Source organism: Sedimentibacter sp. (genome assembly GCF_033447055.1).
Classification (GTDB): domain Bacteria; phylum Bacillota; class Clostridia; order Tissierellales; family Sedimentibacteraceae; genus Sedimentibacter.
This window is the reverse complement of the sequence record NZ_JAWQJF010000109.1, coordinates 1-25,341: the sequence shown is the minus strand read 5'-3', so window position 1 is coordinate 25,341 and position 25,341 is coordinate 1. Positions and strand designations below refer to the sequence as shown.

Below are 25,341 nucleotides of genomic sequence, written 5' to 3'. Positions count from 1 at the left end.
AATATGTATTCAATATTTATTACATTCTTATTTCAACACCATTTTCTTTTAAATACTTTTTCAAATCCATAATTTTAATTTCACCGAAATGAAATACTGACGCAGCCAGTATGCCATCGGCATTAGCGTATTTAACCGCTTCTAAAAAATGTTCATACTTCCCGGCACCGCCCGAAGCAATTACAGGCACATTTACAGCATCAGTTATTTTTTTTAACAATTCTAAATCGTATCCATTTTTCATGCCATCTTCATCAATACTGTTTACAACTATTTCCCCAGCTCCAAGCTCAACACCTTTTCTGGACCACTCAATTGCGTCTAAAGGAGTTTTTTCTCTTCCTCCTTTAACATATACACTCCAAGAACCTTCATCATTTTTCTTTGCATCTATGGACAGTACAACACATTGATTTCCAAAACGTTCTGCTGCTTCCTTAATCAAGTTGGGATTTTTAACTGCTGAAGAATTAACTGATACTTTATCGGCGCCGTTTCTTAAAATATATATAAAATCTTCTAGCGTTGAAACGCCGCCTCCAACTGAAAATGGTATATTTATTTCATGTGCGACTTGTTTTACAAATTCCAAAGAAGTTTTTCTTTCTTCATTTGAAGCTGTTATATCATAAAAAACAAGTTCATCAGCTCCAAAGTCGCTGTAATATTTACCCAATCTTGCCGGATCATCGACATCTTGTATATCCTTAAAATTCTTACCCTTTACAACTCGTCCGTTTCTAACGTCCAAGCATGGTATTATTCTTCGTGCAAGCATAATTCTCTCCTTTTAACAATATATTGAGCAATTGTCTAATGCTTAATACTACCGCTTTATTAATTGATTGATTCTCTATTGCTTCTATATCATTCTTAACGCTTCTTTAAAATCCAATTTATTGTCATAAAGTGCTTTTCCTATTATTGCTCCGTACATATTCATGCTATTTAATTTTTGAATGTCTTCAAGAGTTGTAACTCCTCCTGATGCAATTATGTCTAATTTAGTTTGCTTTGACAATTCTTCATAAACATGAAAATTTGGGCCGGAAAGCATGCCGTCTTTTGATATGTCCGTATAAACTAAAGTTTTAATGCCAATGCTTTCCAAAAATTTGCATATGTCAATAGAATCTACATGACCAACAGACTGCCATCCTCTTGTAGCAACCTTACCGTTAAATGCATCAATTGAAACAGCTAAATGTTCTTTGTAAATTTTAGCAAGCTCTTTGAGCAGTTCTTGATTTTCTATTGCCATTGTACCAACTATTGTTCTTTCTACACCAATATCCAAAAGATTTTTTATTCTTTCTTCATTTCTGATGCCTCCACCGGTTTGCATTGGTATTTTAATTGATTTTGCTATTTTTTCTATTGACTTCCTGTTTTGAAACCCTTCATTTTTAGCTCCATCAAGGTCCACAACATGAAGGTATTCCGCTCCCATGCTCTCCCATTTTTTCGCCATTTCAACAGGATTATCAGAATAAACATTCATTTGTTCAAATTTTCCTTGCGTGAGTCTTACACATTTATTGTCTTTTATATCTATTGCCGGAAATAATATCATATCACTCAGACACGGGGACGTTTCACCTGTCTTTTCTCCTTTCCTATTTTTCTATAATTTCTTTGTATGCTTTAAGTATGTTAATCCCTGTTTCTCCACTTTTTTCAGGGTGGAACTGAATTCCGTAAACATTGTCTTTTCTCACTATTGCAGGAATTTTCTTTTCATATTCTGTATATGCCACAAGTTCGGAGTTGTCTGATGCTGCATAGTATGAATGAATAAAATACACATATTCATCTTGTTTTATATACTTCAATATTGGATCTTCTTTATTGAATTTAAGATTATTCCATCCCATGTGAGGAACTTTCAACTTTACATCCAAAAATTGAATATTTCCCTTTATTATTCCAAGTCCATCATAATCACCATACTCATATCCTTTTTCATATAAAAGCTGCATTCCAAGGCATATTCCAATAATATATTTTCCTTTAGACACTTCATCCTTTATAACAGCACTGAGTCCCGATTCATCCAAAAGTTTAATTGCATCCCTGAATGCTCCAACTCCCGGCAATATAAGTGATTTTGCATTTCTTATATCTTCTTCTTTATTGCTTACTTTTACATCCACATTAAGTTTTTCAAATGCTCTTTGAACAGATGCCAAATTTCCCATTCCGTAATCAATTATAACATGCATTATAGTACCCCCTTTGTGGATTGCAGGCTATCAGATGTCATGCAGCTTGCTGTTTTTAATGCCCTTCCAAATCCTTTGAATACAGCTTCTATTTTATGATGATCATTTTCACCGTAAAGAACATCAATATGTAGTGTAGTCAAAGAGTTATTCACAAATCCTTTGAAAAATTCCTTAAAATCTTCTGTTGCCATTTCTCCAAGCATACTGCGGTTAAAATCAACATTGTACACAAGGTAAGGCCTTCCGCTAAAATCCAATGCCACTCTTGCTAATGCTTCATCCATGGGCAACAACATAAAACCATATCTTTCTATGCCCTTTTTATCCCCGAGAGCTTCCTTAAATGCTTCACCAAGGGCAATTCCTACATCTTCAGCAGTGTGATGAGAATCGACATCCAAATCACCCTTGCACTTTACTATTAGGTCAAAGTTTCCGTGAAATCCAAACAGCGTGAGCATGTGGTTTAAAAATCCAATGCCTGTGTCTATGTCTGTCTTGCCGCTTCCATCAAGATTAAGTTCAACCTGTATATCTGTTTCTTTAGTTTTTCGACTTACAGTGCTGCTCCTCATATGCTTTCTCCCACAATATTTTTTATTTCCTGTACCAATATGTCATTTTCTTCTTTTGTGCCGACTGTAATTCTATTGTAAATCTCTTCATTATACTTAACTTTTCTTATAAGTACTCCACAACTCATGAGTTTTTCAAATAAGTTATCAACAGGTGCCTTAACAAATATGAAATTTGCTCCTGAATCATACACGGTAAAGTTTAATTTTTTTAAGGATTCGCTCAATTCTTTCCTAAGCATTTTAACTTCTTTTATATAATCATTCACTCTGTCTAAATTATCCAATGCCTGTTCAGCTGCATATTGAGATAATATGTTAATGTTGTAAGGTGCCTTCACTTTCCAAATATAATTTATTGTTTCTTCATTGGCAATCATGGCACCAACTCTAAGTCCTGCAAGACCAAATGCCTTTGACATAGTCCTCATTATTACTAAATTTTCATATTCATCAATTAAGTCAATAACTGAATTTTCTGAAAAATCCACATATGCTTCATCTAAAATAACAAGTGAATTTTTAACATTATTTAAAAGTTTTAATACTTCTTCTCTTGTGGATAAAAGACCTGTTGGATTGTTTGGATTACATAGTATTACAATTTTAGAATTGTTTTCATTTGCTGCAGCAATGAGTTTATCAATATTTTGTGTGTAATCTTTTTCATATTCAATCCCCACATATTCAGCACCACAAAGGTCACAGTATGTTTGGTACATGCTAAATGAAGGAGCAAAACTCATTACTTTGTCACCCTTGTCACAGTATGCATTTATAACCGTGTTTATTATTTCACTTGAACCATTTCCAACCATTATATTATCAGCTTTGCAGCCATAATATACTGACATTTTATCTCTTAATACTTTTGAGTCGCTGTCCGGGTATAAATTTGGCTGAAAGTTATCAATTTTAAATCCATCCTTCAATAAATAATTGCTTCCTTCATTTTCATCAAGCTTTACTCTGTAAGGAATGTCATTTACAAAATATGCCTGCAATTTTTCTACGCTTGGTTTTAATTTAATCATGTTTTTTACCTTCCTAATGTCATTATTTTTAATTTCATAATTTTAAACTTTATTTATAAACCTCTTATTTTAATTGCGTTTGCGTGGCCTGTGAGACCTTCATTTTCTGCAAAACGAATTATATCGTCACTGCTTTCTTCCAGAGCTTTCCTGCTGTAATAGATGAGTGATGTTTTCTTAATAAAATCATCCACAGACAAAGCTGATGAAAATTTAGCAGTTGAGCTTGTTGGCAATGTGTGGTTTGGTCCTGCAAAATAATCTCCAACCGGCTCAGGGCTGTACTCTCCGAGAAAAATTGCACCTGCATTTTTAATACTTTTATAAATTTCAAAAGGATTCACTGTCAAAAGTTCCAAATGTTCAGGAGCTATTTCATTTGCTAAATCAATACACTGTTTCATGCTGTCTGCAATTATTATGGCACCTTGATTTGTTAGTGATTTCTCTATTATTTCATTTCGTTTTAGTACTTTGACTTGCTTTTCCAGCTCTTTTGCAACTTTTTCTGCTAAAGACAGTGAATATGTTATTAAAACTGATGCTGCCATTTCATCATGCTCTGCTTGTGAAATCATATCAGCTGCAATATACTCAGGATTTGCCTTATCATCAGCGATTATTAATATTTCGCTTGGACCTGCTATCATATCAATTCCAACAAATCCCGAAACCCTTCTTTTTGCTGCTGCAACAAAAATGTTGCCAGGTCCTGTGATTTTATATACTTTAGGTATTGACTCCGTACCATATGCAAGTGCAACCACACCCTGTGCTCCACCAACTTTGAATATTCTGTCAACTCCTGCTAAAGATGCCGCCACTAAAATTGAATCCTTGATTTTACCGTCCTTTTGAGGAGGAGTTATCATTATAATTTCTTTTACACCTGCAATTTTTGCAGGTATGGCATTCATCAACACTGTGGATGGATAGGCTGCTTTTCCGCCGGGAATGTAAATTCCAGCTTTTTCTATAGGATTTACAAGTTGTCCAATTAAAATGTCTTTTCCTTCAGTCTTGTATTGATATCCTGTTCTTTTTTGCTTCATATGGAAAATTTCAATATTTTCTTTTGCTTTTTTAATAGTATCCAAAAGTTTTTCATCTATAGTGTTGAACGCTTCGTTTATTTCTTCTTGCGTAACTTCCAGATTCTCCAAATATACTTTGTCGAATTCATATGTGTATTTTTTCAAAGCTGCATCTTTGTTTGTTTTCACATCTTCAAGTATTTTATCAACAATTTCGTATACGTTGTTATAGTCCTGTGCATTTCTATTTTGAAGATCTGTTATGAAATTTGGTATATTTTTTTCTTTAATTATCCTTACCATACTTTTCATCCTCTTTCATGATTAATTCAATTATTTCTTTAATTTCTTTTCTCTTAAACTTATAACTTATTTTATTGGATATCACCATTGCAGTTATGTTGTGCATATCTTCAAAAACTTCAAGTCCATTTGCTTTTAATGTGTTTCCTGTTTCAACAATATCAACAATAACATCAGAAAGACCTAAAATAGGTGCAAGTTCTATTGAACCGTTGAGTTTTATAATTTTTATTTTTTGCCCTTTGCTGTTAAAATATTTCTTTGCTGTTTCAGGAAACTTTGTGGCCACTTTTATGATGGTGTCATCCTTGAATATTTTCTTGCCACTAATGCCTGCAACTGACAATTTACATTTGCCTATATTCATTTTGTACAATTCATAAATATCGGATCCATTTTCCATTATCATGTCTTTTCCTGAAATACCTATGTCAGCAACTCCGTTTTCAACATATGTTATAACATCAGAATTTTTTAAAAGAATAAATTTAATATTTCGTTTTTCATCATCAAATACAAGTTTTCTCGACTTTTCATCTATTGATTCCCCAATACCTGATGCTTTGAACATGTCAATGGCCTGGATTCCTAATCTTCCCTTTGGTATTGCAATTGTTAAGCTCATTACTGTTCCTCCTTGTACAGAACTTTTATCAATTCATCTAACTCTACAGTAAATCCTATGGCAGGTATTTTATATCCATACTGTTCTGTAAAAGAATCATATCTTCCGCCCTTAATTATTTCCTTGTTGGAACCATCAATATATCCCCTGAATATTATGCCGTCATAATAACTGAGTTCCGAAACCATTGAAAGGTCGTATGTTATTTTATCAGTAATGTTTTTCATGTAATTATCAATACTTTTAAGTTCTTCAATTCCTTGTTTCATTAAATCATTTAAATACAGTCCTTCTAGTTGGTCTATAATTTGTTCAAAGCTTCCTTCCAAATCAAAAATATTCACCAGTGTGCTCATGGGTTCTTTATAAGTTAATTTTGATAAGTATTCTTTTAGCTCCTGTCTGTTTTTTAAATACAGCAAATCCATAATATTTTCATAATCTTCTTTATTAAAAGAGCACGCTAACATTATTCCCTTCAAAAATTTACTGTTTCCTATTTCAAATAAATACTCATTGCTGTATTTGCTTATAATTCTTGTTGCAGTATTTAATATATTTTCATCAGTATTTTGATTTTTTTCTCCAATTATTTCAACACCCATTTCTCTGTTTTCTTTAATACCTATCCCATTGTGCTTGTATGTTTTTCCATAGTAAAATAATTTGAGTTTCGTCCCTAATTCCCACCTTGGCATAAACTTGTTCACTATACCTGTTGTTATATCAGGTGACAAAATTAAAATTTCACTGTTGTTGTCTAAAAGCTTAACTGTTGATCTTTTGTTGATTCTTGAATTTACGCTCGTAAATTCATCATATCCCTCAAATATGGAAGGTTCAATATTCATATACCCTTCATCATACAGAAAATTTTCTATTTCTTTTCTTAGTACAAACATTTTTTGAAAAAATTTCATTTCATCTTCAATATTTAAAAAATTCATTTCTCCTCCTTGTAATACAATGGTGCAATCCCCAAAAGTTAATCGTCACCAGTGGGCGTATCGCAGTCTCAATCATCAATTTGCTCCCTTTGGTCGAAAAAATAGGGTTAGGGTATAAAAAAAACCACTTGACTTATATCAAGTGGTTTGCATTTATTTATTCACCACAGATACAAGTCTTCATTCTATACGACGAATAGAGCTTGTAATCTGTGAACTTTGAAAGATCACTTACAAACTCTGTACCTATGATGATGCAATTGTTGTGCGCATAATAATTTAATTTCCATCTTACACCTCTTAAAAATTATACTGATTATACTACCAATAAATTTCCCTGTCAAGAATATTTTTACACTTTTAATTATAAAATTTACATTGGAGTTTACATTTTGAAGCATATCATAACTTGACTTAATCAAGCCTCAATGCTATAGTAATAATAACATAAAAAAGAGGTGTTGAGATGTTTTCTGATATAATAGGATTAAACCCTATATTTTTAGCGCTTTTAGGAACAACTTTTACATTTTTTGCTACAGCTGTAGGAGCAGCTATGGTATACCTAATGAAAAAAGATGTAAATCCTAATGTACAACATAGCTTTCTAGGCTTTGCGGCTGGAGTAATGATTGCTGCATCTGTGTGGTCATTGTTAATACCTGCTATTGAAATGGCTGAAGAACAAGGTATATCCGGCTGGATACCATCTGCCGGAGGTTTTGTAATAGGCGGCATATTCTTATTCATACTTGACAAACTTTTACCCCACTTACATATTGATCAAGACAAGCCCGAAGGCCTGAAAAGTTCTTTCAAGCGAACAACAATGCTTGTTCTTGCAGTAACTCTTCACAATATTCCAGAAGGAATGGCTGTTGGTTTATCCTTTGGTCTTGCAGGACAGTTAAATTCTCAATCTGCATTAATGAGTTCTGTTGCTCTTGCCATTGGAATTGGAATTCAAAATTTTCCTGAAGGAGCTGCAATTTCATTACCTTTAAGAAATGAAGGTTTTTCTAAAAATAAATCTTTTGTTTTTGGTGCCTTGTCAGGAATTGTTGAACCTATTGGAGGAGTTATTAGTGCTTTCCTTGTTTCCGGTGTAACAGGAATTATGCCATGGATGCTTTCATTTGCAGCAGGTGCGATGATTTACGTTGTATCTGAAGAACTTATTCCAGAATCACAATCATCAGAACATTCCCATGCAGGAACAATTGGAACAATGCTAGGATTTGTGGTAATGATGGTATTAGATGTTGCTTTAAGCTAATAATTAATTTAAAAATTAAGAAAGATGACTCGAAAGAATCATCTTTTTTGTTTTAATAAACTTTAACTCAATTTTTTCCCTTAAAAATAATTTCATTAAATTTTTTTAGTGACTTGACAAAATGAAGTTACTATGTTATATGTTATTTAGTAAGTATTTAGCTTTTTAATGATACATTAAAATTGAAATTTTATAAATAATTTATATTGAAATGTATATTATTATTTGAAATCAATTACATTAAAAGGAGAAAAAAATGAAAATTCAATACAATTTACCTTGTAATATAGCACAAACATTAAATATAATAGGTGATAAATGGTCTCTTTTAATACTTAATCAGCTTTTTGATGGCCGTGAAACATATAAAGAGATACAAGATGGGCTGGAGGGTATCCCCACGAATTTATTGTCAGAACGTCTTAAATCTTTAGAAACCAATAAACTGATTGTTAAAAAACTTTACCAAACTCATCCTCCAAGATATAAATATATACTTACAGAAATGGGATGTGATTTGGTTGATGTATTTAATAGTTTTATTTTATGGGGAGAAAAGCATTTAAATAAATGCTGCAACACATTAGTGCACAAATATTGCAACGGAAAAGTTGAACATAAATATTACTTTCCAAACTGTGACAGTTATTTAGAAGCAAGTGAACTTTGCGTTATACAAAATGAAAAAATAAGTGAGGTATAGTATGATTGATATGATAATAATAGGCGCCGGACCGGCAGGTTTATCGGCAGCTGTAAATGCAACTGCAAGAGGAAAAACAGTACGTGTTTTTTCAAGCAAAGAAAACTTTTTAACAAAAGCGGAAAGAGTTGATAACCATTTGGGTTTTTATAACATAAGCGGCAAAGAATTAATGGATAAGTTCAAAGAACATGCAAAAGCTATGGACATAAAAGTCGAAAATAACAAAGTTGTAAATATTCTTCCTCTTGGGGAAAGCTTCATGGTTAATATTAATGGTGAGATTGAAGAAGCAAAAAAAATAATTCTTGCCATGGGAATTTCTAAAGTAAAAGAATTGCCGGGAGAAGCAAGACTCCTGGGTGCAGGGGTAAGCTACTGTGCAACATGTGACGGAATGCTGTACAGAGGTAAAAACGCAGTTGTATGGGATCAATCGCATGATGCTTTGGAAGAAGCTAACTTTTTACAAAGCATTGGAGTAAATGTAACTTTTGTATCAAAAAAACCCCGTCCAGAAAATTTAAACAATGATATAGAATTTATTAATGGAACTATCAGTGAAGTAATAGGCGAAGATAAAGTGGAATCAATAGTAATAGGAAATGAAATAATCAAAACCGATGCAGTATTTATGCTGAGGGATGCTGTTGCTCCCACATCTTTAGTAGATGGATTGAAGACAGAAAATAATTTCATTGCAGTTAACAGATATATGGAAACAAATATCAAAGGTGTTTATGCAGCCGGTGATATAACCGGCAAACCCCTGCAGCTATCAAAAGCAGTTAGTGAAGGTTTAATTGCTGCACAAGATGCAGCGTTAAAAATAGATAAAATTGAGGAGAATTAAAATGACAGAAAAAATAACATATGTTAAAAACGCAAAAGAATTTGATGAATTATTAGCAAAAGAAAAATTTGTACTTGTAGACTTTTGGGCTGCTTGGTGTGCACCATGCAGAATGATTGCACCTGTAATTGAAAAGTTAGCTAATCAATATGAAGGAAAATTAGCTGTTGCCAAAGTAGATGTTGATTCTAACGAAGAACTTTCGATACGTTATGGAATACAAAGCATTCCAACGGTAATATTGTTCAAAGAAGGCAAAATCGCATCTAAGGAAATAGGTGTTAAACCTATGTCTTCCTTTACAAAAATGCTAGACAGCCATATCGCATAATAATATCAACATATAAATTTAAAAAAGAGATTTTTCGCCGGCACTCAAGATGACATAATTGTCATTCTTAAGACCCAGCCTAAACAATCTCTTTTTTTATGCAAAAATAATTATTACAATAATAGTCAATAATCCTGTTACCCCTATTGCAAGTCCGCTTGCAGCTCCAACTTCCTCATTCATTTCAACGGCTTTGGCTGTACCCATGGCATGAGATGCTGAACCTATACCGATTCCTTTTGCTATATTGTTCTTAATTTTGCCAATTCTCATAACAACAGGTGCTATTGCAGACCCTATCAGTCCTGTAATAACAACTGCTGCTATAGTTACAGCTTCATTGCCTCCTAACAGTTTTGTTGATTCGACGGCCATAGGAGTTGTAATAGATTTAGATAACAGTGAAAGTACAATTGTTGTGTCTATATTGAATAATTTGCTGATAGCCATTACAGTTCCAAAAGATGTTAATACGCTTGCTGTTACCCCGCAAATAATAGGAATGAAGTGTTTCATCAATTCATCCCTGTTGTTGTAAAGTGGAATGGCAAGCACAACTACAATAGGTCCCAGTCCACTTGCTATTACTTTACCACCCATATTATATGAAGAATATGGGATTTTAAAAATACTCAGAAATAAAATTATTAAAATTGCAGAAAGCATTATTGGATTTAATGCAGCTATTTTAAATTTTTTGTTCATTTTAACACTTAAAGCATATATAAGTACAGTTAATGCAACAAAAGTCAATGAAATAAAAATATCTTTAATCATTTGTTTTCTTCCTTTCATTATATATAATCAATAAATCTGTAACTTTGCTTGAAATGAGCATAACACAAAAACATGACACAAGTAAGATAACCAAAATCTGAATTATGCTGTGCTGTATGAGTTTGTATGAATCCATAAGACCTACTGTAAGAGGAACGAAAAAGAATCCCATGTATTTAATCATTAAGTTTCCTGCAGTTTCAATCATTGAAAGCTTCATTACATTTGTGGTTAACAATAATAATAAAATGACCATACCTATGATATTTCCCGGAATTACAACAAAATCTGAAATAAGACTGCTTATGAAATTTCCGGCAAGATAAATAATATATATTATTGCAATTTGAATCATCATTTTAAAAACATTTTTTAGCATCCTAACCCTCCTGATATTTTTACATTATAACTTATATCGGGTGCAATGCCAAATATATTTTTTATTATATTTTTAAATATGACAAAACCGCTGGGTAATCCCCAGCGGTTCCTTCAATATTCTTTTATAAATCTAATTTTGGGTATATTATCTCAATCCATAATTCTGACATATCTTCATTCCTAATATAAAGGTGGCTGTTAATAGCTTCTTGCATTGCTTCATAATACCACATTGTATCTGACAGGTCTGGAAATACCCTTGCTTCTTTTAATATATTTTCCTTATGTATTCCTCTTCCTAATACATTATTAACAAGAGTCACAAATTCCGCTCTGGTTATATATTGATCAGGTTTGAACGTTCCATCAGGATATCCTTCTACCCAACCTTTAGCTGCTGCAGAATTAATGTATTCAATTGCCCAATGACCGTCTATATCAGAGAAACTGTTGTTTAGGTATGCACTCAATTTGTCAAATTTTGATGCTATTGTTGCTAATTCTGCTCTAGTAATAGGGTTTTCAGGTTTGAAACTTCCATCCGGGTATCCTTCTATTATATTTCCGTTAGATAATGTAGCTATATGTTTAGTTGACCATCTATCAAAATTTACATCTGGGAAGTCCTCATTTTCTGTTAATATGCTCATTCTATAATTTGATTCAAGAAGTCTGTAGAATACCGCTGCAACTTCTTCTCTAGTTACTAATCCTTCCGGTCTCACTGTGTTATCCGGGTACCCTTGAATATACTGGAAATGGTCTTCTTTATTTAATTCAGCCACTGGAATTTCATTATCTTCGATTATTACTATTTCTTCATCGTCATCATCATCTTCATCTTCTTCAATTACGTGCGTTCCCTCAAGATTTATATATATGGGCATTTGAGCAATTATAGATTGCAATTCGTTGCCAGCTTCAGGACTCATTTGCAATGTATATTTTAAATCTACTGAATGACCTTTATCAATACTAAATTTATCATTAGAGCTTAGCAGATATCCTTGATATTGTTCATTATCTTCTATATAAAGAATATCTTTTAATTTAGTATATTCTAATATTGTTTTATCAAAATTAAATAGTACTCCTTTATTAACCTTGAGATTAACATTATTTATAAAAGAATCAAATACCTCATTACTAACTAATGTACCGTTTGATTTTTTTAAATTATTAATTCCTATGGCTAATGTATTTACATCTATTTTGTTAAATTGATTATTTATTCTAATAACACCTCTAATGCTGCCTAGACCCTTTTCTGCATCCTCCTGTGAGCTTGGATATAAATAACCATTAAATAAATTGCCATTTATTGTACTGTTTCCATTATTATTTATTGTAATTGTAATATTAGGTTCTAAATTAATAGATGCAGAAAAAGTGTAATCAATTAAATTGCTGGCTATAATGCCTACAATTATTATAATAATTAAAAACCTAATTGCTCTTTTAAAAAGGGTACTATAAAGTTTCAAATAAATCACTCCTTCTGATTACTAATTTATTTCTATCTTTATTAATTTTGCTTATTATGCAGATTCTTCTTCAATAACCGTTTCTTCTTTAGGTACTAAATATTCTAAATCCAAAACAAATATTTCATCATCATTTATAATAAAAACTTGTTTATTTCTTTATAATTATCGCTATGTTTATAAAAGATAGGTTTATTTATTTCATCAGCTAGTCTAACTAAATCATTTATTGAAACTACATTTTTAGCATTAGATGTGTTTACATTACTTGTTAATGCTACTAATCTAGCTCCGTGTTTCTTAAATATATTATTTAGCGCTTTTTCCAGAGCATCTTTCTTAGGTGCATCTTTAGTAAAAAATAATAAAAATATTAATCCTAAAACACTAATGCCTATTACTATTCCAATGAGTGTAACTTTAATTTTGTCTAAAGGAAGTTGAACCTGTATAGTCTCTTCTATTGCCCCAGGTTTATCTATATTATTAGTTGTTATTTTAAATAATGAAGTATTTAATGGAACAACTAAACTAGGAGAAATACTTTCTTCGAATATTCCTTTATCTGTTAATCCTGTTAAATTTATTTGCATAATTAAGGTCAATGAAGTATCGCAGTTTATTTTTGTTGCTTGTATTGTTTCTTCTACAAATTTATTGTATTCCGTTAAATATAAATTAACTTCTTCATTAATTGATTTATTTTCATCATTGAAACTAAAATCTTTATCTTGAACTATTGGATAATCTTTTTCCCATATTGATATAAAATTTTCACCCTCATAAGTGAAGCCAGTAACTCTAGCTATTATATTATATTTTCCTTTTACTTCAGCTTCTTTATCTCCTAAGAATTCATAATTAAAATTTGTACTTAAATAGTCCACAAATTCAGTGATATAAATTCTTTCAGGTCCTAAGGGGTTTTCTTTATATAAATTGTTAGGTTTAAGAAATACTTGGTAATTTGCTGTTCCTTTATTATTATAACTAAGTAATTTATTATTTTGTTCTTCAAATTTTGGAATATTCACTTCTCTATATAATAACAAGGAATTAATACCAATTAATATAATTGAGACTACAATTAATGCAATTTTTAGTTTCTTATTTATCTTTATCTTCATTATAAAACCCCCTAAATGCTATGTTTATAGAATCTATTTACAAAAACCCTTATGTTGTATAAACATAACATAAGGGTTTTTACTAAACAATAATACTTTAACCTGTTATAACAATGCTATTATTCAATAACTTTTTCTGGTTCATTAAATTGTTGTACCTTTGCGTTGATTGTAAAAGAATAATTTGCATCTTCATTACCTATTACATTATCTTGATGGAAGTTTTTGTTATTTGCTTCTGAGCTAAATTCCAATTCAAATTTTACTTTTGTAGTTCCTTCATTATAATTGTAATCAAAATTTTGCTCAGAACTTTTATCTACAAGTTCTGTATCAACTGCAATTCCTTTTCCACTTCCATAATCTTCGTTAATAAATGCTAATGCTTCAGCTAAAGTTCCATAATTAAAACCAGTTGGTTTTCCATCAATTTCAATTCCATTGCAAAGAATTAAATTTGTATTGAAACCTTTAGTTGCATTTGAAATTGAAAAATCATCAACATATGCTTTTAAAGTTCCTACATTAGTTAAAGTAAATTCCAAGTCACTTGTAAGACCTGGGAAAGCTTCTTTAAATGTAACTTGCATTCCTTTTCCGTTTTCTATTGGTGTACAATCTGCATTTGGTTGATATATACTTCCTTCTGTAACAGTAGCTGGTTCTATGAATAATACTTCTAGATCTCCAGTATCTACAGTTGTATTAATTGTTAATGCTTCACCCCAATATGCATAACCAGCGCCAACCAACATTACTGCTACTACTAGCGTTAAAGCTAATAATCTACTCTTTTTCATTTTTATTTCTCCTTTTTTAATTTAAAATTTTATGTATCTTTCATAATTCATATTATAAATTAGGAGAAAATTTTATGCTCCACTCGAAGGTATACTTTCTAATGAACCTTAGTATAATCTTTATACTACTAAAGTATTAGATTTAAAAAACTATATCATCTAAATCTATTTCTTTATCACTTTTAATCAATAGTGTAGGCCAACCGATTTTTGGGATGGTATATTCAATGGTACCTTTTACATCTTGTGCTTCTACTAAATTACTATCTACTGCTGAGTTGTTATCACCTTTTGTTCTAAATTTTATACCTTCTTTATCGTCATCAACAACTTCAATAATTCTATGAGATATAAGAATACTATTTCTTCTAAATTGAATTACATCACCTTCCCGAAGAGCGTTTATTCCATCCATGTCCATTATCTTTCTTACTAATATAATATCTCCTGGTTTTATCATTGGCTCCATGCTTCCTGTAGCAATAACTGAAGGATATACGGGAAAAACCCCAACTGCAAACCATATGATTCCTATGGATATAACACTTGTAAAAAGCCATCCAACGGGACTCTCATCATTTTGTTCTCTCTTTTTAATTTGTTTAGTGGTTTTTAAGTATATAGACTGCATGGTCATTTGAAAAAAAATAGGGCACATAATACCTATTAAAGCTGTTGTTATCCAAGTTAAATCAGGTAGAATTGGTGAAAGCCATTGAAATCCTTCTATGATTCCTAAATATATTATTGATAAAATAGGTCCACATAAAAATACTAAATATGTTGCAAAAAAATTATGAGAAAATTCCGGAATCATAAATTCAGCTAAAAATTGCACTAATTCTTTTAAACTTACTATGGATAAATACCTATTTATTGAAAATTTAGTTATTGTCATAAACAACGATATCAATACAAATATAAAATAGCTCTCTTTTTTAGCAAAACTATTAACTAAATAGCTCCTTATAAATTCTCTTCCTACTAAAGCAGAACCAACAAATGCAATGTTCATTAATATACCTTTCAATGTATGAGAATATGGACTTTCACCTAATCCATCAATTAATCCGGCTAATAATGTAATTACCACATAAATAATTCCAAAGTAAATTGTCCAAAATTTTAATAAAGATCTGTGTTTTAATTTTCCCATAGTCTTCATATGTGGCATTTTGTAGACTATAATTGCAACAATTACCCAAAGTAAAGGAGTAATTATATATGAAAATATATAACTACCAACATAATTAGTAATACGAGAATTTTCTAGAAAATATATTGATAATAAAAGAATAATTAATAAAGTTATTCTTTTAGATGATATTCTTGTAGGTGAATATTTGGGGGTTGTCTCCATTTTTATCCTCCTTTAGGTAAGATAAATAGTAGGATATTAAATAATATCCTACTATTATTTCTGATCTATATTATTCGTATTATCTGTATCTGTATTATCAATATAAGAATCGCTGATAGTAGTGTCATTCTTATCTTCTGATGGTTCTTCTTGTTCAGCTGCTTCTTTGATAAATTCTTCTTTAGATTCCTCATTAGTTATTACTTCTTCTTGTATTGGTTCATCTTTAGTTGCTTCGACTTTTGGCTCTTCTTGAATAGGTTTTTCAACTTCAACCTGTTCTTCTTTCTCAGCTGCTTCTTTGATAGATTCTTCTTTAGATTCCTCATTAGTTATTACTTCTTCTTGTATTGGTTCATCTTTAATTGCTTCGACTTTTGGCTCTTCTTGAATAGGTTTTTCAACTTCAACCTGTTCTTCTTTCTCAGCTGCTTCTTTGATAGATTCCTCTTTAGATTCCTCATTAGTTATTATTTCTTCTTGTATTGGTTCGTCAATAGCATCATTGCTAATAGATATTTCTTCAACTATTTGACTAGCTGCCATAGATTCACTCAATTGACTTGGAACTTGTTCTGTTAAACTCTCTTCTATTAATAATGCTTGTTGTTGTTCAGCAAGTAACCTCTCTTGTTCTAATCTTTCTTCTTCAAGTCGTTGCTGTTCAATAGCCCTTTCTAAATCTTCTTTTGCAATTGTCAATTCTAATTGCAAATTTTCTAAATCTAGTTTCATTCCTTCTAGTACCTTTGGATCTGGCCCAACTGTTATATCACCTTTTACATTAAGACTTTCTGTCCATATTCCATATCCCCCAGACATTAATATAAAAGCTAATGCTATACTTATAATTATTACAGTTCTTTTCCTCATATTTACCCCCACAATATTAATGGTAATTATATTCCTTGCTCAAATAATAACTTATAAAAAAAATTGTATTTTTTTACTTTATCATATTCCCTAATTTCTTCTTTTAACCTACTTATATCATCATTTAATTGATTTACCTTATTTTCAAGCCTTCCAATTTCTCCTTCATCATATAATGAAGCTACATTAGAATTAATATAATAATTACATAATTTATTTATATTATTATTTTCACTATCAGATGCTGATATATTTAAAGTAAACGATTCTGCTTCATTGTTAGGATCAACTATTTTATTCATATCTATAACATCATTTGTACCAACATATTTACTCATAGGTGTGAATTTATTTTTAGTAGTTGATATATCCTTATGTTTTGTAATCTCTCCATCATTTTCAATTATTAGTTTGCTAAATTTTGAAGGTATAGTTCCTTGATTTTCAATTACTATTGGAATATCATTTTTAAAGGATGGATAAACATACCCTTCTATTTTCAAATTGCTATCATCAATAACTTTCATATTAAAACTCTCACAATTTTCTAAAGGCAACTTTTTCTCATCTACCTTAAATGTAGTAAATATACTCGCAGTTGTTATTTTAGTTTCCAAAAATAAACCCTGAGTCCAGAATGCATATCCTACCCCCATTAAACTAAAAGTTGATATTATTACAATAGAAATGATAAACTTCTTTCCAAATACTTTTTTATGACTTTTTTTATGCATAAGTCACACCTCCTGGTGAAAACTGGTTTACTAATAAAGCTGCTTGTGTTCTATGGTTTAAGTCTAGTTTTAATAAAATACTGCTTACATGTTTTTTTACAGTATATTCTGATATAAATAATTTCTTTGCTATTTCAAAATTACTCATACCCTTGCCTAATTCAACCAAGACGTCATATTCTCTTGGTGTTAAATCTTCAAAAATGTTATTAGAACTTTCAAGCTGATACTTAGTGATTTCAGGATCAATATATTTTCTACCCCTTAAAACTATATTTATTGCATAAATTATATCTTCTGCAAATGCATCCTTTAGTATATAGCCGTCTGCACCTGCTTCTTCTGACCTTATAAAGTCTTCTTTTTTTAATGATGAGGTAAGAATAATAAATTTAGTATCAAATGCTTTATTTTTTATTCTTTTAATTATATCTAGTCCATCTTCCTTTCCTAAATTTAAATCTACAATTGCAAGATTTGGTTTTTGCAAATTTATTATGTTTACAGCTTCGTTTACATTTGCCGCTTCTAAAACTGTTTTAATATTATTTTCGCACGCAAGAATAGACAAAATGCCCTTTCTAACTAAAGGGTGATCATCTACAACTAGTATCTTCATAAAGCAGCTGCTCCTTTCTGTATCGTGTTTGGCAATGTAACGTTAATTGTAGTTCCGCTGTTCAATTCACTCTCCATATTTATTTCCCCGTGTAATATTTCCGTTAATTGATTCAAATTTTGTATACCTATGCCATTCGTAGAAGCCTTCATTACATTCTTTAAATCAAATCCTATACCATCATCAATTATGCTAAGGTTGGTGTATTCAGATGTAATATTTAATTTTATTTCAATATTTTTTGCTTTACCATGTCGGACAGCATTTCCTATGCCCTCGCAAATCATTCGATACAAGGTTTTCTTTTGTTCAATTGAAAGAGTTTCAATACTTCCATGAATACTAAATGGAATATTAACATGGTTTAATCTCTTTATGTCATCAATATATCTTTTAATATCCAGATTAAAACTGCTGTGTCCTGATTTCTTCCAACTAAGTCCGTATATCTTATTTCTAAGTTCCTTCATGGTAGAATCAATAATCTCTCTAAATTGATTTAGTTCATCTGTAATCTCAATAGGTTTATAATTATTTAAATTCTTAATTAGTGAAAACATTCCGCAAGACATGCTAAAAAGTCTTTGCAACACGGTGTCATGTATCTCATTTGCTATTCTATTCTGTTCTTCAGTTATTAATAAGCTGTCGTTTATTTCTTCCAATGTCAACCTTTCAAACGCATTTGAAATCAATTCAGATAAAAATTGTAATTGATAAGCGTTGTTACTGTATATTATGTTATCCTCATTGCTGTTAGCTTCCATACCCAACACCCCATATGTAGCATAGCTGGAACTGACAGATATAATCAGAAACTTAGAATTTAATATGCAAATTTTTAATGGAATATCAGATTGTAAAATTTTATTTAACTCTTTTAATATATGCTCTTCCGTGGTTTTTAATAAGTAATTTTCCTCAGAAAATAACATTTTATTAGAATTAATATCATAGTAAAATACTATATTTGTCTTTGTAATTCTTTTTATATGCTCAAATGCAAATTTTATTATCCCTTCTCTATTTCCTTGATTGGTTAAAATATTTACTGATTGGTACAACTCCTTAATATGATCTATGGATTCAAGTATCATCTTATTGGCTATTTCTAATTGAATATTTGCTTCTTTAAGCCTTAGGCTCTCTTCTTTTGCCTTTCTTATAAAAATTGCCAAAACTTGAATTGCAACAATTATCATAATAAAACTTAAGAACAAATTAGATTCGTCCTTAAGAAATTTTAAAATATATATATTATTATCTGTAAAATATTTCATAATTATTCCATAACATAAAAAATATATGAAAAAATTAATCCAACCATATAAATCCTTCAAAAATATAAAACTTATTAATATGGTATTTAAGCTATACCAGATAAATGGACTTTTTATTCCCCCTGACGGTACCAAAAGCAATATATTTCCAATAATTTCAATGATAAGTAATACTTTTATGCTTTTTTGAGATTTCTCATATATAGGATATAAATATGACAATATTAATGAAGATACTGAAAGACAACCTATAATTATCATTTTTCTTATTAACCCATGCTCTGGGTTATTTAATATATAAAACATAGATGTAATAAAAAAGGATATAAATCTATAAGTAACTAATATCTTTGATTCATCCGATTTATCTTTAAAGAAAATTCCTAATTTTCTAACTAATTTTGATATCAATATTGTCACCCCATTATTAAAAAACAAAACAAAAACCAACTATTTATATTAGTTGGCCGGTTGCACCACTTACTCCATATGTTCTGAGGTGCCCAAGTTAAGAACATACTTCATTGTATCAAAATAATATATACTAGAGTATAACAATATGATTTGTTATTTCATGTCAAAAGTTGAAACCTACATTCAAAACATTATTTTAATTTTTTAGAAATGGGGTGTTTATATGACTTTTTTTATATTTTATTGTCATAATTTATTATATTCATTATAATTTTAAAGATTATTTATACTTTCAGACTTTTGTCAAACCCTATTCATGTCATCCTGAACGCAGTGAAGGATCTCTTAAAACATTCTTAAGATGAGATTCTTCGGCTTCGCCTCAGAATGACAAGGTCGAAAAAGACAAGGAGCATTTTTCTCCTTGTCTTTTTATATTATTTCTATTCTATTGATTTACTTCTGTTGTTTCTGTATTTTCCATAGTTTCAGTATTTATAACATTTTCTGTGTTTGTTTCTGTGTTATTCGCATCTTGCGAACCATTAATCATTAAATTTAACTGATTTAATATGTTTTCAAGTTCTTGTATACTTTCTCCGTAGGCTGCCCAGTCTCCACTTTGAGATGCTTCATTTGCTTCATTAAATATTCCATTGGCTCGTTCAATCAAGTCATTTATATTTGTGTTATCATATTGTCCATCATCCTGTTTTTCTGGTTCTTCTCCGGAAATTACTCCGAAAATTTTGTTTAATGCTTCTTCAAGAGTAGGTGCCATCAATATTTTTTCACCCAATGAAACAACTACCATTTTCATTTCCGGGAAATTACTTTCTGTATCGGACTTCAAATAAATCGGTTCAACGTACAGTAATGAATCCTCTATAGGAACAACCAGTGTATTTCCTCTTAAGACTGTTGAACCTACCTGGCTCCACAATGTAAGCTGTGATGAAATTACTGTATCCTGATCTATTTTAGTTTCTATCATATTTGGACCGGCAATTGTCTTGGTCTTTGGAAACTCATATAGAACCAATTCTCCGTAATTGTCTATGTCATTCCTTGCAGCCAAAAGAGCTATCATGTTGTCTTTGTTTTGAGGAGTATATTGTGTAGTCAATAAAAATTCAACATTTTCTTCTTCGGGCAACTTAAACATCAAATAGCTTGATCCAACAGACTGTTCTCCATTATTCATATATTTTTCATTTGCTATATCCCAATAATCTTCTCTTCCGAAAAATACTGTAGGATTTTCTATATGGTAAAGTCTGTACATATCTGCTTGCACATCAAAATATGACTGTGCATATCTTACATGATTTTTAATACCTTCCGGCATCTCACTCATTGGTTTAAATAAATCAGTAAATATTTTATCATATGTTTTAATAACAGGATCACTTTCATCTGCTATGTAAAAATCTGTTGATCCATCATATGCATCTACTACAACTTTTACGGAATTTTTTATGTAATTTACACTCCACCCTTCAATAAACTTATCTGTCGGTTGAGAATATGGAAATCTGTCACTTACTGTAAAACCTTCAACAATCCAATACAGTTTTCCATCTTCTTGATTAACTACAACATATGCATCAGGATCATAATATAAAAATGGAGCTATTTCAGATACCCTTTCCATAATGTTTCTATTTAAAACTATCTTACTGTTACTATCTATATTATTAGAAATCATAAGCCTGTAGCTTGCTTCTCTTATGCTGAACAGCAATCTGTTCATAAATGAAAGATTAATGCCTGCAGTTCCTTCATACACTGTTTCCATATTGTCAGAACCCGATGGATAATCAAATTCTTTTTCATCCGTATTCACAATAACATATTCATTTGCCATTTCACCAAAATATATTTCAGGTTTATTAATTTTAAAATCTGTAATTGTAGTTGGAGGTATATTCTTCACAACCATTTCCGGTTGTCCTTGACCGGTTACTTTATTAACCTGTGAAAGAGTTATTCCATAACCATGAGTATATTTTAAATATTGATTTATCCAAGTTTTAGCCTGCTCATTGAGTCTGCTTTGGTCAAGTTCTCTCGCAGATAAAAATACCTGTTTATAATCTCCGTCAATAACATATCTGTCAACATCCACATCATTAAAAACATAGTAAGGTCTTATTCCCTGTAGCTGATTGTATACCTGTATTAAAGGTTCTTGATCATTTATTCTTATATTATCTATAACTTCCTGATTAATTTTTATGTCTTCAATCGTTAAATCATTATTAGCTGGAAATTTTACAAGCTTTACATCATCCAGCCCATAAGCCTTTTGCGTGCTTTGTATGCTGTATTCCATATACTTTGTTTCTTTCGATAGTTGGTCAGGTTCAACAATAAAATTTTCAACACCACCCGCTAATGCTGTTCCTACGATTGACAAAACAATGAGTCCTGCAGGTACCGCAAGTGAAAACATCATATTTTTTCGTTTTGCTCCAACAAAAAACGTTATTGCTGCAATAAAGCAACCGACTGATAAAACTCTGTACACATTCAATGTAATATTTATATCTGTATACCCTGCCCCAAAAACTTTTCCAAGATGTGAATAAAGTAAATCATAACTTCTCAATGCAAAGCGTATACCTAATAAAATAAATACAAAAACACCTACAAAAGCCAATTGATTTATTATTTTAGTTATAAACTTTTTATTAAGCACTGAACTAAAATCTATTTGGCGAGGAAATTGTGTCATATTTTCAAAGTGATCAGACATTTTCTTTATACTATCTTTAATTGCAAGATAACCATAAAATAATACTGTTATAACTATGAGCATAAATAATATATTGATTAAAAAATCAACAACAGTATTTATTAAAGGCAGCTTAAACACATAAAATTCCATATCATTGTTAAAAATCGGGTCTACAAAACCAAAACTTTTACTGTTTATAAACTGTAGTATTTCAAACCACATAGTAGATACTATATTTACAGTAATAATAAAGCTGATTCCAACAGATAAAATACTTATCCACAGCCCTGTTTTTTTATTGGTATCAATATTCACAATTTCTGTTTCTGCATCATATTTCTTTTTAAGTTTTTTTATAAATACATTCAACAAAATGCTCAATAAAACAAAAATAGGAATTCCTATCATAAACTGAAATTTTAATTTAGTTAAAAATGTTTCTGTATATCCAACTTCATTAAACCACAAATAATCGGTAAAAAATTTTATTGCACCACCAAAAGAATTAATTATTAAAAATAAAATAATTATAATTCCAATGGTAAAAAATCTGTTTTTATTCTTCATATTTCCTCCTTAGAAATAATTAAATATGTGGTTATTTTTAAAAATACAATATATTATCCAATAATTATATTATTTGTTAAATTCAACTCTTAATTTTTCCAAAGATTTTTTTTCTATTCTGGAAACTGTCATTTGAGAAATATTTAGTTCTTTTGCGATATCACTTTGTGTTTTATTAGAATAAAATCTTTTAATAATTATTTTTCTTTCTAATTCATTTAATTTATCCATAGATTTTTTAATAAACTCTTCATTTTCAATTTTAATGAAATATGTATCATCTGAGCCCACTACATCCATTAGTGATATATCACTTTCATCATTGTTCGTGTCAAACTTTTCATCCAGTGACTGCGAATTGAACATTTTTCCTGCTTCGAATGCTTCTAATACTTCTTCTTCTGTAATATGTATATATTCTGCAATTTCTTTAATTGTTGGAGCTCTGTTAAATTGACTTGCAATAAGATTGTTATAATCATTTACTTTTTTTGAAACTTCCTGAATTTTTCTAGGCACTTTAATAGCCCAACCTTTATCCCTGAAATATTTTTTAATTTCTCCAAGTATAGTTGGCGTTGCAAAACTTGTAAATTCAAATCCCTTTGAAATATCAAATCTTTCAATGGCATAGATTAAGCCCATACATGCTATCTGATATATATCATCGTGTTCAATACCCCTGTTGCTGTATTTCCTGGATATAATTTCTGCCATATATTTATATTTATCAAAAATTTGATTTCTTACTTCAATATCCCTTGTTTCATTATACAGAAAAAACAAATCTTGATTTTTTATGTTTTTGGGATTTTGATTAGCTCCATTCATATTATCAATGCCTATTCCTTACTCATATTCTTTTCAAATATTATTTTTTTATTTTTTAAATCAAAATTGTAATTGTCTGCCAAGCTCTCAATAATCATAATGCACATTTCACTGTTTATTTTGTTCTCTTCTGTAATTTCACCTTCATTTAAATCGGAAACTTCAACTTGTAAGCTTTTATTACATAGATGATAATCAATATTTAATGGTTCATTGTTGTGTTCAACATTGTTAATAAAAAATGTACATACTTCCGAAACAATAACTTTCAAATCTTCTATATCGTCAACATTAAAACAACCTAAATTTGACAATGCTGAAGTAGTAAGTCTTATAGTACTCATGTATTCTGATTTTTTAGGAATAATTAAATTAATCTTGTCCATTTTTTAACTCCTGAATATCGAATACTTTAATTAAGCCTGTTATGTCAAAAAGCTTATAGATATTTGATTTTAAATTTGATATTTTAATATTTAAACTATTTTCCTGCATTTTCTTATAAATACTCATCAAAACGCCAAGTCCTGTACTGTCAATGTACTCCAATTTTTCTCCATTAATCGTAATATTTAATTTATTATTATCAATTAATTCAAATATTTTATTTTTCAATTCAGGAGAGGTATAAATATCTACCTCACCTACAGGTTTTATTTCTAATTCATTTTCTGAAGTTATACTGTATTCTATTTTCAAAGACATACTATTTCCTCCGATTTATTCTTAATCCTCTGCTTCAATATCGACGTCATCTTCTGAAAAAATTTTCGCAATAGAGGCAACCTTATCGTCACCATTCATTCTCATTGCAATAACTCCCTGAGTATCTCTTCCCATAATTGAAATACCAGATGAATGCATTCTTATAATAGATCCATTTGTGCTTAAAATCATAAGGTCATCTTCTTTTTCAACAATCAATGAACCAACAATCAACCCTGTTTTTTCATTAATGTTGTGTGCTTTCATACCTTTACCGCCTCTATTCTGGCATCTGTATTCCTGGGACAAAGTTATTTTAGCATAACCATTTTCTGTAACAGTCAAAATATATTTATTTTCATCGCTTTCTTTAATAATGCTCATTGAAACAAGTTCATCGTCGTCTGATGTAGTGATAGCCTTAACTCCCATTGTGTTTCTTCCTGTATCTCTTACATCATTTTCACTGAATCTTATTCCTTTGCCATCTTTCGTAACAATGAATATATCCTTTGTTCCATCTGTTTTATTGACACTAATAAGCTCATCGTCATCAGCTATTTTAATTGCAACAAGACCTGTTTTTCTTGATGTATTAAATTCGCTCAATTTCGTTTTCTTTATAATTCCCTTTTTAGTTGCGAGAATTAAAAATTCATTTTCATTTTCAAAATCTCTTATAGGAATTATAGCTCTTATTTGTTCACCTGCCTCAATATTTATTAAATTAATTTCAGCAGTTC

At 30.3% G+C, this 25,341-nt stretch carries 27 protein-coding genes and 1 riboswitch; of the genes, 4 read left to right on the top strand and 23 right to left on the bottom strand.

Translation table 11 applies throughout. The features are described 5' to 3' along the window. Positions 1-19: 19 nt before the first annotated feature. From hisF to SA378_RS07375, 8 genes are all read right to left on the bottom strand, one after another. Positions 20-778: an imidazole glycerol phosphate synthase subunit HisF gene (hisF, locus tag SA378_RS07410; RefSeq protein ID WP_318525349.1), complete on the bottom strand. Its 759-nt coding sequence runs from the start codon at positions 776-778 to the stop codon at positions 20-22. 84 nt (positions 779-862) lie between these two features. Then, positions 863-1,573, bottom strand: a complete 711-nt coding sequence (gene hisA / locus SA378_RS07405; protein ID WP_318525348.1) for a 1-(5-phosphoribosyl)-5-[(5-phosphoribosylamino)methylideneamino]imidazole-4-carboxamide isomerase — start codon at positions 1,571-1,573, stop codon at positions 863-865. Between the two features lie 43 nt (positions 1,574-1,616). Then, positions 1,617-2,222 carry an imidazole glycerol phosphate synthase subunit HisH gene (hisH, locus tag SA378_RS07400; protein WP_318525347.1) on the bottom strand — a complete coding sequence of 202 codons (606 nt, stop codon included), beginning with the start codon at positions 2,220-2,222 and terminating at the stop codon, positions 1,617-1,619. Next, positions 2,222-2,800, bottom strand: a complete 579-nt coding sequence (gene hisB, locus SA378_RS07395; protein ID WP_318525346.1) for an imidazoleglycerol-phosphate dehydratase HisB — start codon at positions 2,798-2,800, stop codon at positions 2,222-2,224. The genes hisH and hisB overlap by 1 nt, the downstream gene beginning before the upstream one ends. Then, complete coding sequence (gene hisC / locus SA378_RS07390) at positions 2,797-3,834, bottom strand: histidinol-phosphate transaminase (RefSeq protein ID WP_318525345.1); 1,038 nt, start codon at positions 3,832-3,834, stop codon at positions 2,797-2,799. The genes hisB and hisC overlap by 4 nt, the downstream gene beginning before the upstream one ends. Positions 3,835-3,887: 53 nt before the next feature. Next, on the bottom strand, positions 3,888-5,180 hold the full coding sequence (hisD, locus tag SA378_RS07385; RefSeq protein ID WP_318525344.1) for a histidinol dehydrogenase: 1,293 nt from the start codon (positions 5,178-5,180) through the stop codon (positions 3,888-3,890). Then, a complete protein-coding gene (gene hisG / locus SA378_RS07380; protein WP_318525343.1) occupies positions 5,155-5,796 on the bottom strand; it encodes an ATP phosphoribosyltransferase in 642 nt (213 codons plus the stop codon). Before hisG ends, hisD begins: the two co-directional genes overlap by 26 nt. Continuing rightward, on the bottom strand, positions 5,796-6,743 hold the full coding sequence (locus SA378_RS07375; protein ID WP_318525342.1) for an ATP phosphoribosyltransferase regulatory subunit: 948 nt from the start codon (positions 6,741-6,743) through the stop codon (positions 5,796-5,798). The genes hisG and SA378_RS07375 overlap by 1 nt, the downstream gene beginning before the upstream one ends. 466 nt (positions 6,744-7,209) lie before the next feature. On the opposite strand from SA378_RS07375, the gene SA378_RS07370 reads away from it, so the two are divergent. From SA378_RS07370 to trxA, 4 genes are all read left to right on the top strand, one after another. Next, positions 7,210-8,019 (top strand): ZIP family metal transporter, encoded by an 810-nt coding sequence (locus tag SA378_RS07370; protein ID WP_318525341.1) that lies wholly within the window; start codon positions 7,210-7,212, stop codon positions 8,017-8,019. Between the two features lie 256 nt (positions 8,020-8,275). Beyond that, positions 8,276-8,722, top strand: coding sequence for a helix-turn-helix domain-containing protein (locus SA378_RS07365; RefSeq protein WP_318525340.1), 447 nt, complete (start codon positions 8,276-8,278; stop codon positions 8,720-8,722). Position 8,723: 1 nt separating this feature from the next. Then, on the top strand, positions 8,724-9,575 hold the full coding sequence (locus SA378_RS07360; RefSeq protein ID WP_318525339.1) for an NAD(P)/FAD-dependent oxidoreductase: 852 nt from the start codon (positions 8,724-8,726) through the stop codon (positions 9,573-9,575). 1 nt (position 9,576) lies between these two features. Then, entirely contained in the window at positions 9,577-9,906 is a 330-nt protein-coding gene (gene trxA / locus SA378_RS07355) for a thioredoxin (RefSeq protein WP_318525338.1), read from the top strand. A 96-nt stretch (positions 9,907-10,002) separates the two neighbouring features. On the opposite strand, the gene SA378_RS07350 is transcribed toward trxA, so the two are convergent. The 15 genes from SA378_RS07350 to SA378_RS07280 all read right to left on the bottom strand — a co-directional run. Further along, on the bottom strand, positions 10,003-10,683 hold the full coding sequence (locus tag SA378_RS07350; RefSeq protein WP_318525337.1) for an LrgB family protein: 681 nt from the start codon (positions 10,681-10,683) through the stop codon (positions 10,003-10,005). Then, the gene (locus SA378_RS07345) at positions 10,676-11,062 is read right to left on the bottom strand and encodes a CidA/LrgA family protein (protein ID WP_318525336.1); all 387 of its coding nucleotides are present in this window, start codon (positions 11,060-11,062) and stop codon (positions 10,676-10,678) included. The genes SA378_RS07350 and SA378_RS07345 overlap by 8 nt, the downstream gene beginning before the upstream one ends. A 124-nt stretch (positions 11,063-11,186) precedes the next feature. Beyond that, complete coding sequence (locus SA378_RS07340) at positions 11,187-12,548, bottom strand: S-layer homology domain-containing protein (protein WP_318525335.1); 1,362 nt, start codon at positions 12,546-12,548, stop codon at positions 11,187-11,189. Between the two features lie 134 nt (positions 12,549-12,682). Continuing rightward, the gene (locus tag SA378_RS07335; RefSeq protein WP_318525334.1) at positions 12,683-13,675 is read right to left on the bottom strand and encodes a DUF5305 family protein; all 993 of its coding nucleotides are present in this window, start codon (positions 13,673-13,675) and stop codon (positions 12,683-12,685) included. A 119-nt stretch (positions 13,676-13,794) separates the two neighbouring features. Then, on the bottom strand, positions 13,795-14,475 hold the full coding sequence (locus SA378_RS07330; RefSeq protein WP_318525333.1) for a hypothetical protein: 681 nt from the start codon (positions 14,473-14,475) through the stop codon (positions 13,795-13,797). Positions 14,476-14,617: 142 nt separating this feature from the next. Continuing rightward, positions 14,618-15,835 (bottom strand): signal peptidase I, encoded by a 1,218-nt coding sequence (locus SA378_RS07325; RefSeq protein ID WP_318525332.1) that lies wholly within the window; start codon positions 15,833-15,835, stop codon positions 14,618-14,620. Between the two features lie 54 nt (positions 15,836-15,889). Beyond that, complete coding sequence (locus SA378_RS07320; protein ID WP_318525331.1) at positions 15,890-16,708, bottom strand: hypothetical protein; 819 nt, start codon at positions 16,706-16,708, stop codon at positions 15,890-15,892. Between the two features lie 26 nt (positions 16,709-16,734). After that, positions 16,735-17,442 carry a hypothetical protein gene (locus tag SA378_RS07315; protein WP_318525330.1) on the bottom strand — a complete coding sequence of 236 codons (708 nt, stop codon included), beginning with the start codon at positions 17,440-17,442 and terminating at the stop codon, positions 16,735-16,737. Then, entirely contained in the window at positions 17,435-18,061 is a 627-nt protein-coding gene (locus SA378_RS07310) for a response regulator transcription factor (protein WP_318525329.1), read from the bottom strand. The genes SA378_RS07315 and SA378_RS07310 overlap by 8 nt, the downstream gene beginning before the upstream one ends. Next, entirely contained in the window at positions 18,058-19,752 is a 1,695-nt protein-coding gene (locus tag SA378_RS07305; protein ID WP_318525328.1) for a sensor histidine kinase, read from the bottom strand. Before SA378_RS07305 ends, SA378_RS07310 begins: the two co-directional genes overlap by 4 nt. 45 nt (positions 19,753-19,797) lie before the next feature. Beyond that, positions 19,798-19,882, bottom strand: a riboswitch (cyclic di-GMP riboswitch). Positions 19,883-20,203: 321 nt separating this feature from the next. After that, a complete protein-coding gene (locus tag SA378_RS07300; protein WP_318525327.1) occupies positions 20,204-23,062 on the bottom strand; it encodes a UPF0182 family protein in 2,859 nt (952 codons plus the stop codon). Between the two features lie 69 nt (positions 23,063-23,131). Further along, positions 23,132-23,893 (bottom strand): SigB/SigF/SigG family RNA polymerase sigma factor, encoded by a 762-nt coding sequence (locus SA378_RS07295; protein WP_318525326.1) that lies wholly within the window; start codon positions 23,891-23,893, stop codon positions 23,132-23,134. A gap of 11 nt (positions 23,894-23,904) precedes the next feature. Beyond that, positions 23,905-24,279, bottom strand: coding sequence for an ATP-binding protein (locus tag SA378_RS07290; protein ID WP_318525325.1), 375 nt, complete (start codon positions 24,277-24,279; stop codon positions 23,905-23,907). Next, positions 24,266-24,598, bottom strand: coding sequence for an STAS domain-containing protein (locus tag SA378_RS07285; protein WP_318525324.1), 333 nt, complete (start codon positions 24,596-24,598; stop codon positions 24,266-24,268). The genes SA378_RS07290 and SA378_RS07285 overlap by 14 nt, the downstream gene beginning before the upstream one ends. Before the next feature lie 21 nt (positions 24,599-24,619). Further along, a partial coding sequence (locus tag SA378_RS07280; protein ID WP_318525323.1) for a DNA gyrase C-terminal beta-propeller domain-containing protein occupies positions 24,620-25,341 on the bottom strand: 722 nt, incomplete at its 5' end.

Coding starts and splice junctions, on each gene's coding strand:
- SA378_RS07370 (WP_318525341.1), top strand. CDS start 7,210: ATGTTTTCTGATATAATAGGATTAAACCCTATATTTTTAGCGCTTTTA.
- SA378_RS07315 (WP_318525330.1), bottom strand. CDS start 17,442: ATGCATAAAAAAAGTCATAAAAAAGTATTTGGAAAGAAGTTTATCATT.
- SA378_RS07345 (WP_318525336.1), bottom strand. CDS start 11,062: ATGCTAAAAAATGTTTTTAAAATGATGATTCAAATTGCAATAATATAT.
- SA378_RS07285 (WP_318525324.1), bottom strand. CDS start 24,598: ATGTCTTTGAAAATAGAATACAGTATAACTTCAGAAAATGAATTAGAA.
- SA378_RS07310 (WP_318525329.1), bottom strand. CDS start 18,061: ATGAAGATACTAGTTGTAGATGATCACCCTTTAGTTAGAAAGGGCATT.
- SA378_RS07335 (WP_318525334.1), bottom strand. CDS start 13,675: ATGAAGATAAAGATAAATAAGAAACTAAAAATTGCATTAATTGTAGTC.
- SA378_RS07365 (WP_318525340.1), top strand. CDS start 8,276: ATGAAAATTCAATACAATTTACCTTGTAATATAGCACAAACATTAAAT.
- SA378_RS07350 (WP_318525337.1), bottom strand. CDS start 10,683: ATGATTAAAGATATTTTTATTTCATTGACTTTTGTTGCATTAACTGTA.
- hisH (WP_318525347.1), bottom strand. CDS start 2,222: ATGCATGTTATAATTGATTACGGAATGGGAAATTTGGCATCTGTTCAA.
- SA378_RS07360 (WP_318525339.1), top strand. CDS start 8,724: ATGATTGATATGATAATAATAGGCGCCGGACCGGCAGGTTTATCGGCA.
- trxA (WP_318525338.1), top strand. CDS start 9,577: ATGACAGAAAAAATAACATATGTTAAAAACGCAAAAGAATTTGATGAA.
- hisG (WP_318525343.1), bottom strand. CDS start 5,796: ATGAGCTTAACAATTGCAATACCAAAGGGAAGATTAGGAATCCAGGCC.
- hisF (WP_318525349.1), bottom strand. CDS start 778: ATGCTTGCACGAAGAATAATACCATGCTTGGACGTTAGAAACGGACGA.
- SA378_RS07325 (WP_318525332.1), bottom strand. CDS start 15,835: ATGGAGACAACCCCCAAATATTCACCTACAAGAATATCATCTAAAAGA.
- hisB (WP_318525346.1), bottom strand. CDS start 2,800: ATGAGGAGCAGCACTGTAAGTCGAAAAACTAAAGAAACAGATATACAG.
- SA378_RS07290 (WP_318525325.1), bottom strand. CDS start 24,279: ATGGACAAGATTAATTTAATTATTCCTAAAAAATCAGAATACATGAGT.
- hisD (WP_318525344.1), bottom strand. CDS start 5,180: ATGAAAAGTATGGTAAGGATAATTAAAGAAAAAAATATACCAAATTTC.
- SA378_RS07375 (WP_318525342.1), bottom strand. CDS start 6,743: ATGAATTTTTTAAATATTGAAGATGAAATGAAATTTTTTCAAAAAATG.
- hisA (WP_318525348.1), bottom strand. CDS start 1,573: ATGATATTATTTCCGGCAATAGATATAAAAGACAATAAATGTGTAAGA.
- SA378_RS07330 (WP_318525333.1), bottom strand. CDS start 14,475: ATGAAAAAGAGTAGATTATTAGCTTTAACGCTAGTAGTAGCAGTAATG.
- SA378_RS07295 (WP_318525326.1), bottom strand. CDS start 23,893: ATGAATGGAGCTAATCAAAATCCCAAAAACATAAAAAATCAAGATTTG.
- SA378_RS07300 (WP_318525327.1), bottom strand. CDS start 23,062: ATGAAGAATAAAAACAGATTTTTTACCATTGGAATTATAATTATTTTA.
- SA378_RS07320 (WP_318525331.1), bottom strand. CDS start 16,708: ATGAGGAAAAGAACTGTAATAATTATAAGTATAGCATTAGCTTTTATA.
- hisC (WP_318525345.1), bottom strand. CDS start 3,834: ATGATTAAATTAAAACCAAGCGTAGAAAAATTGCAGGCATATTTTGTA.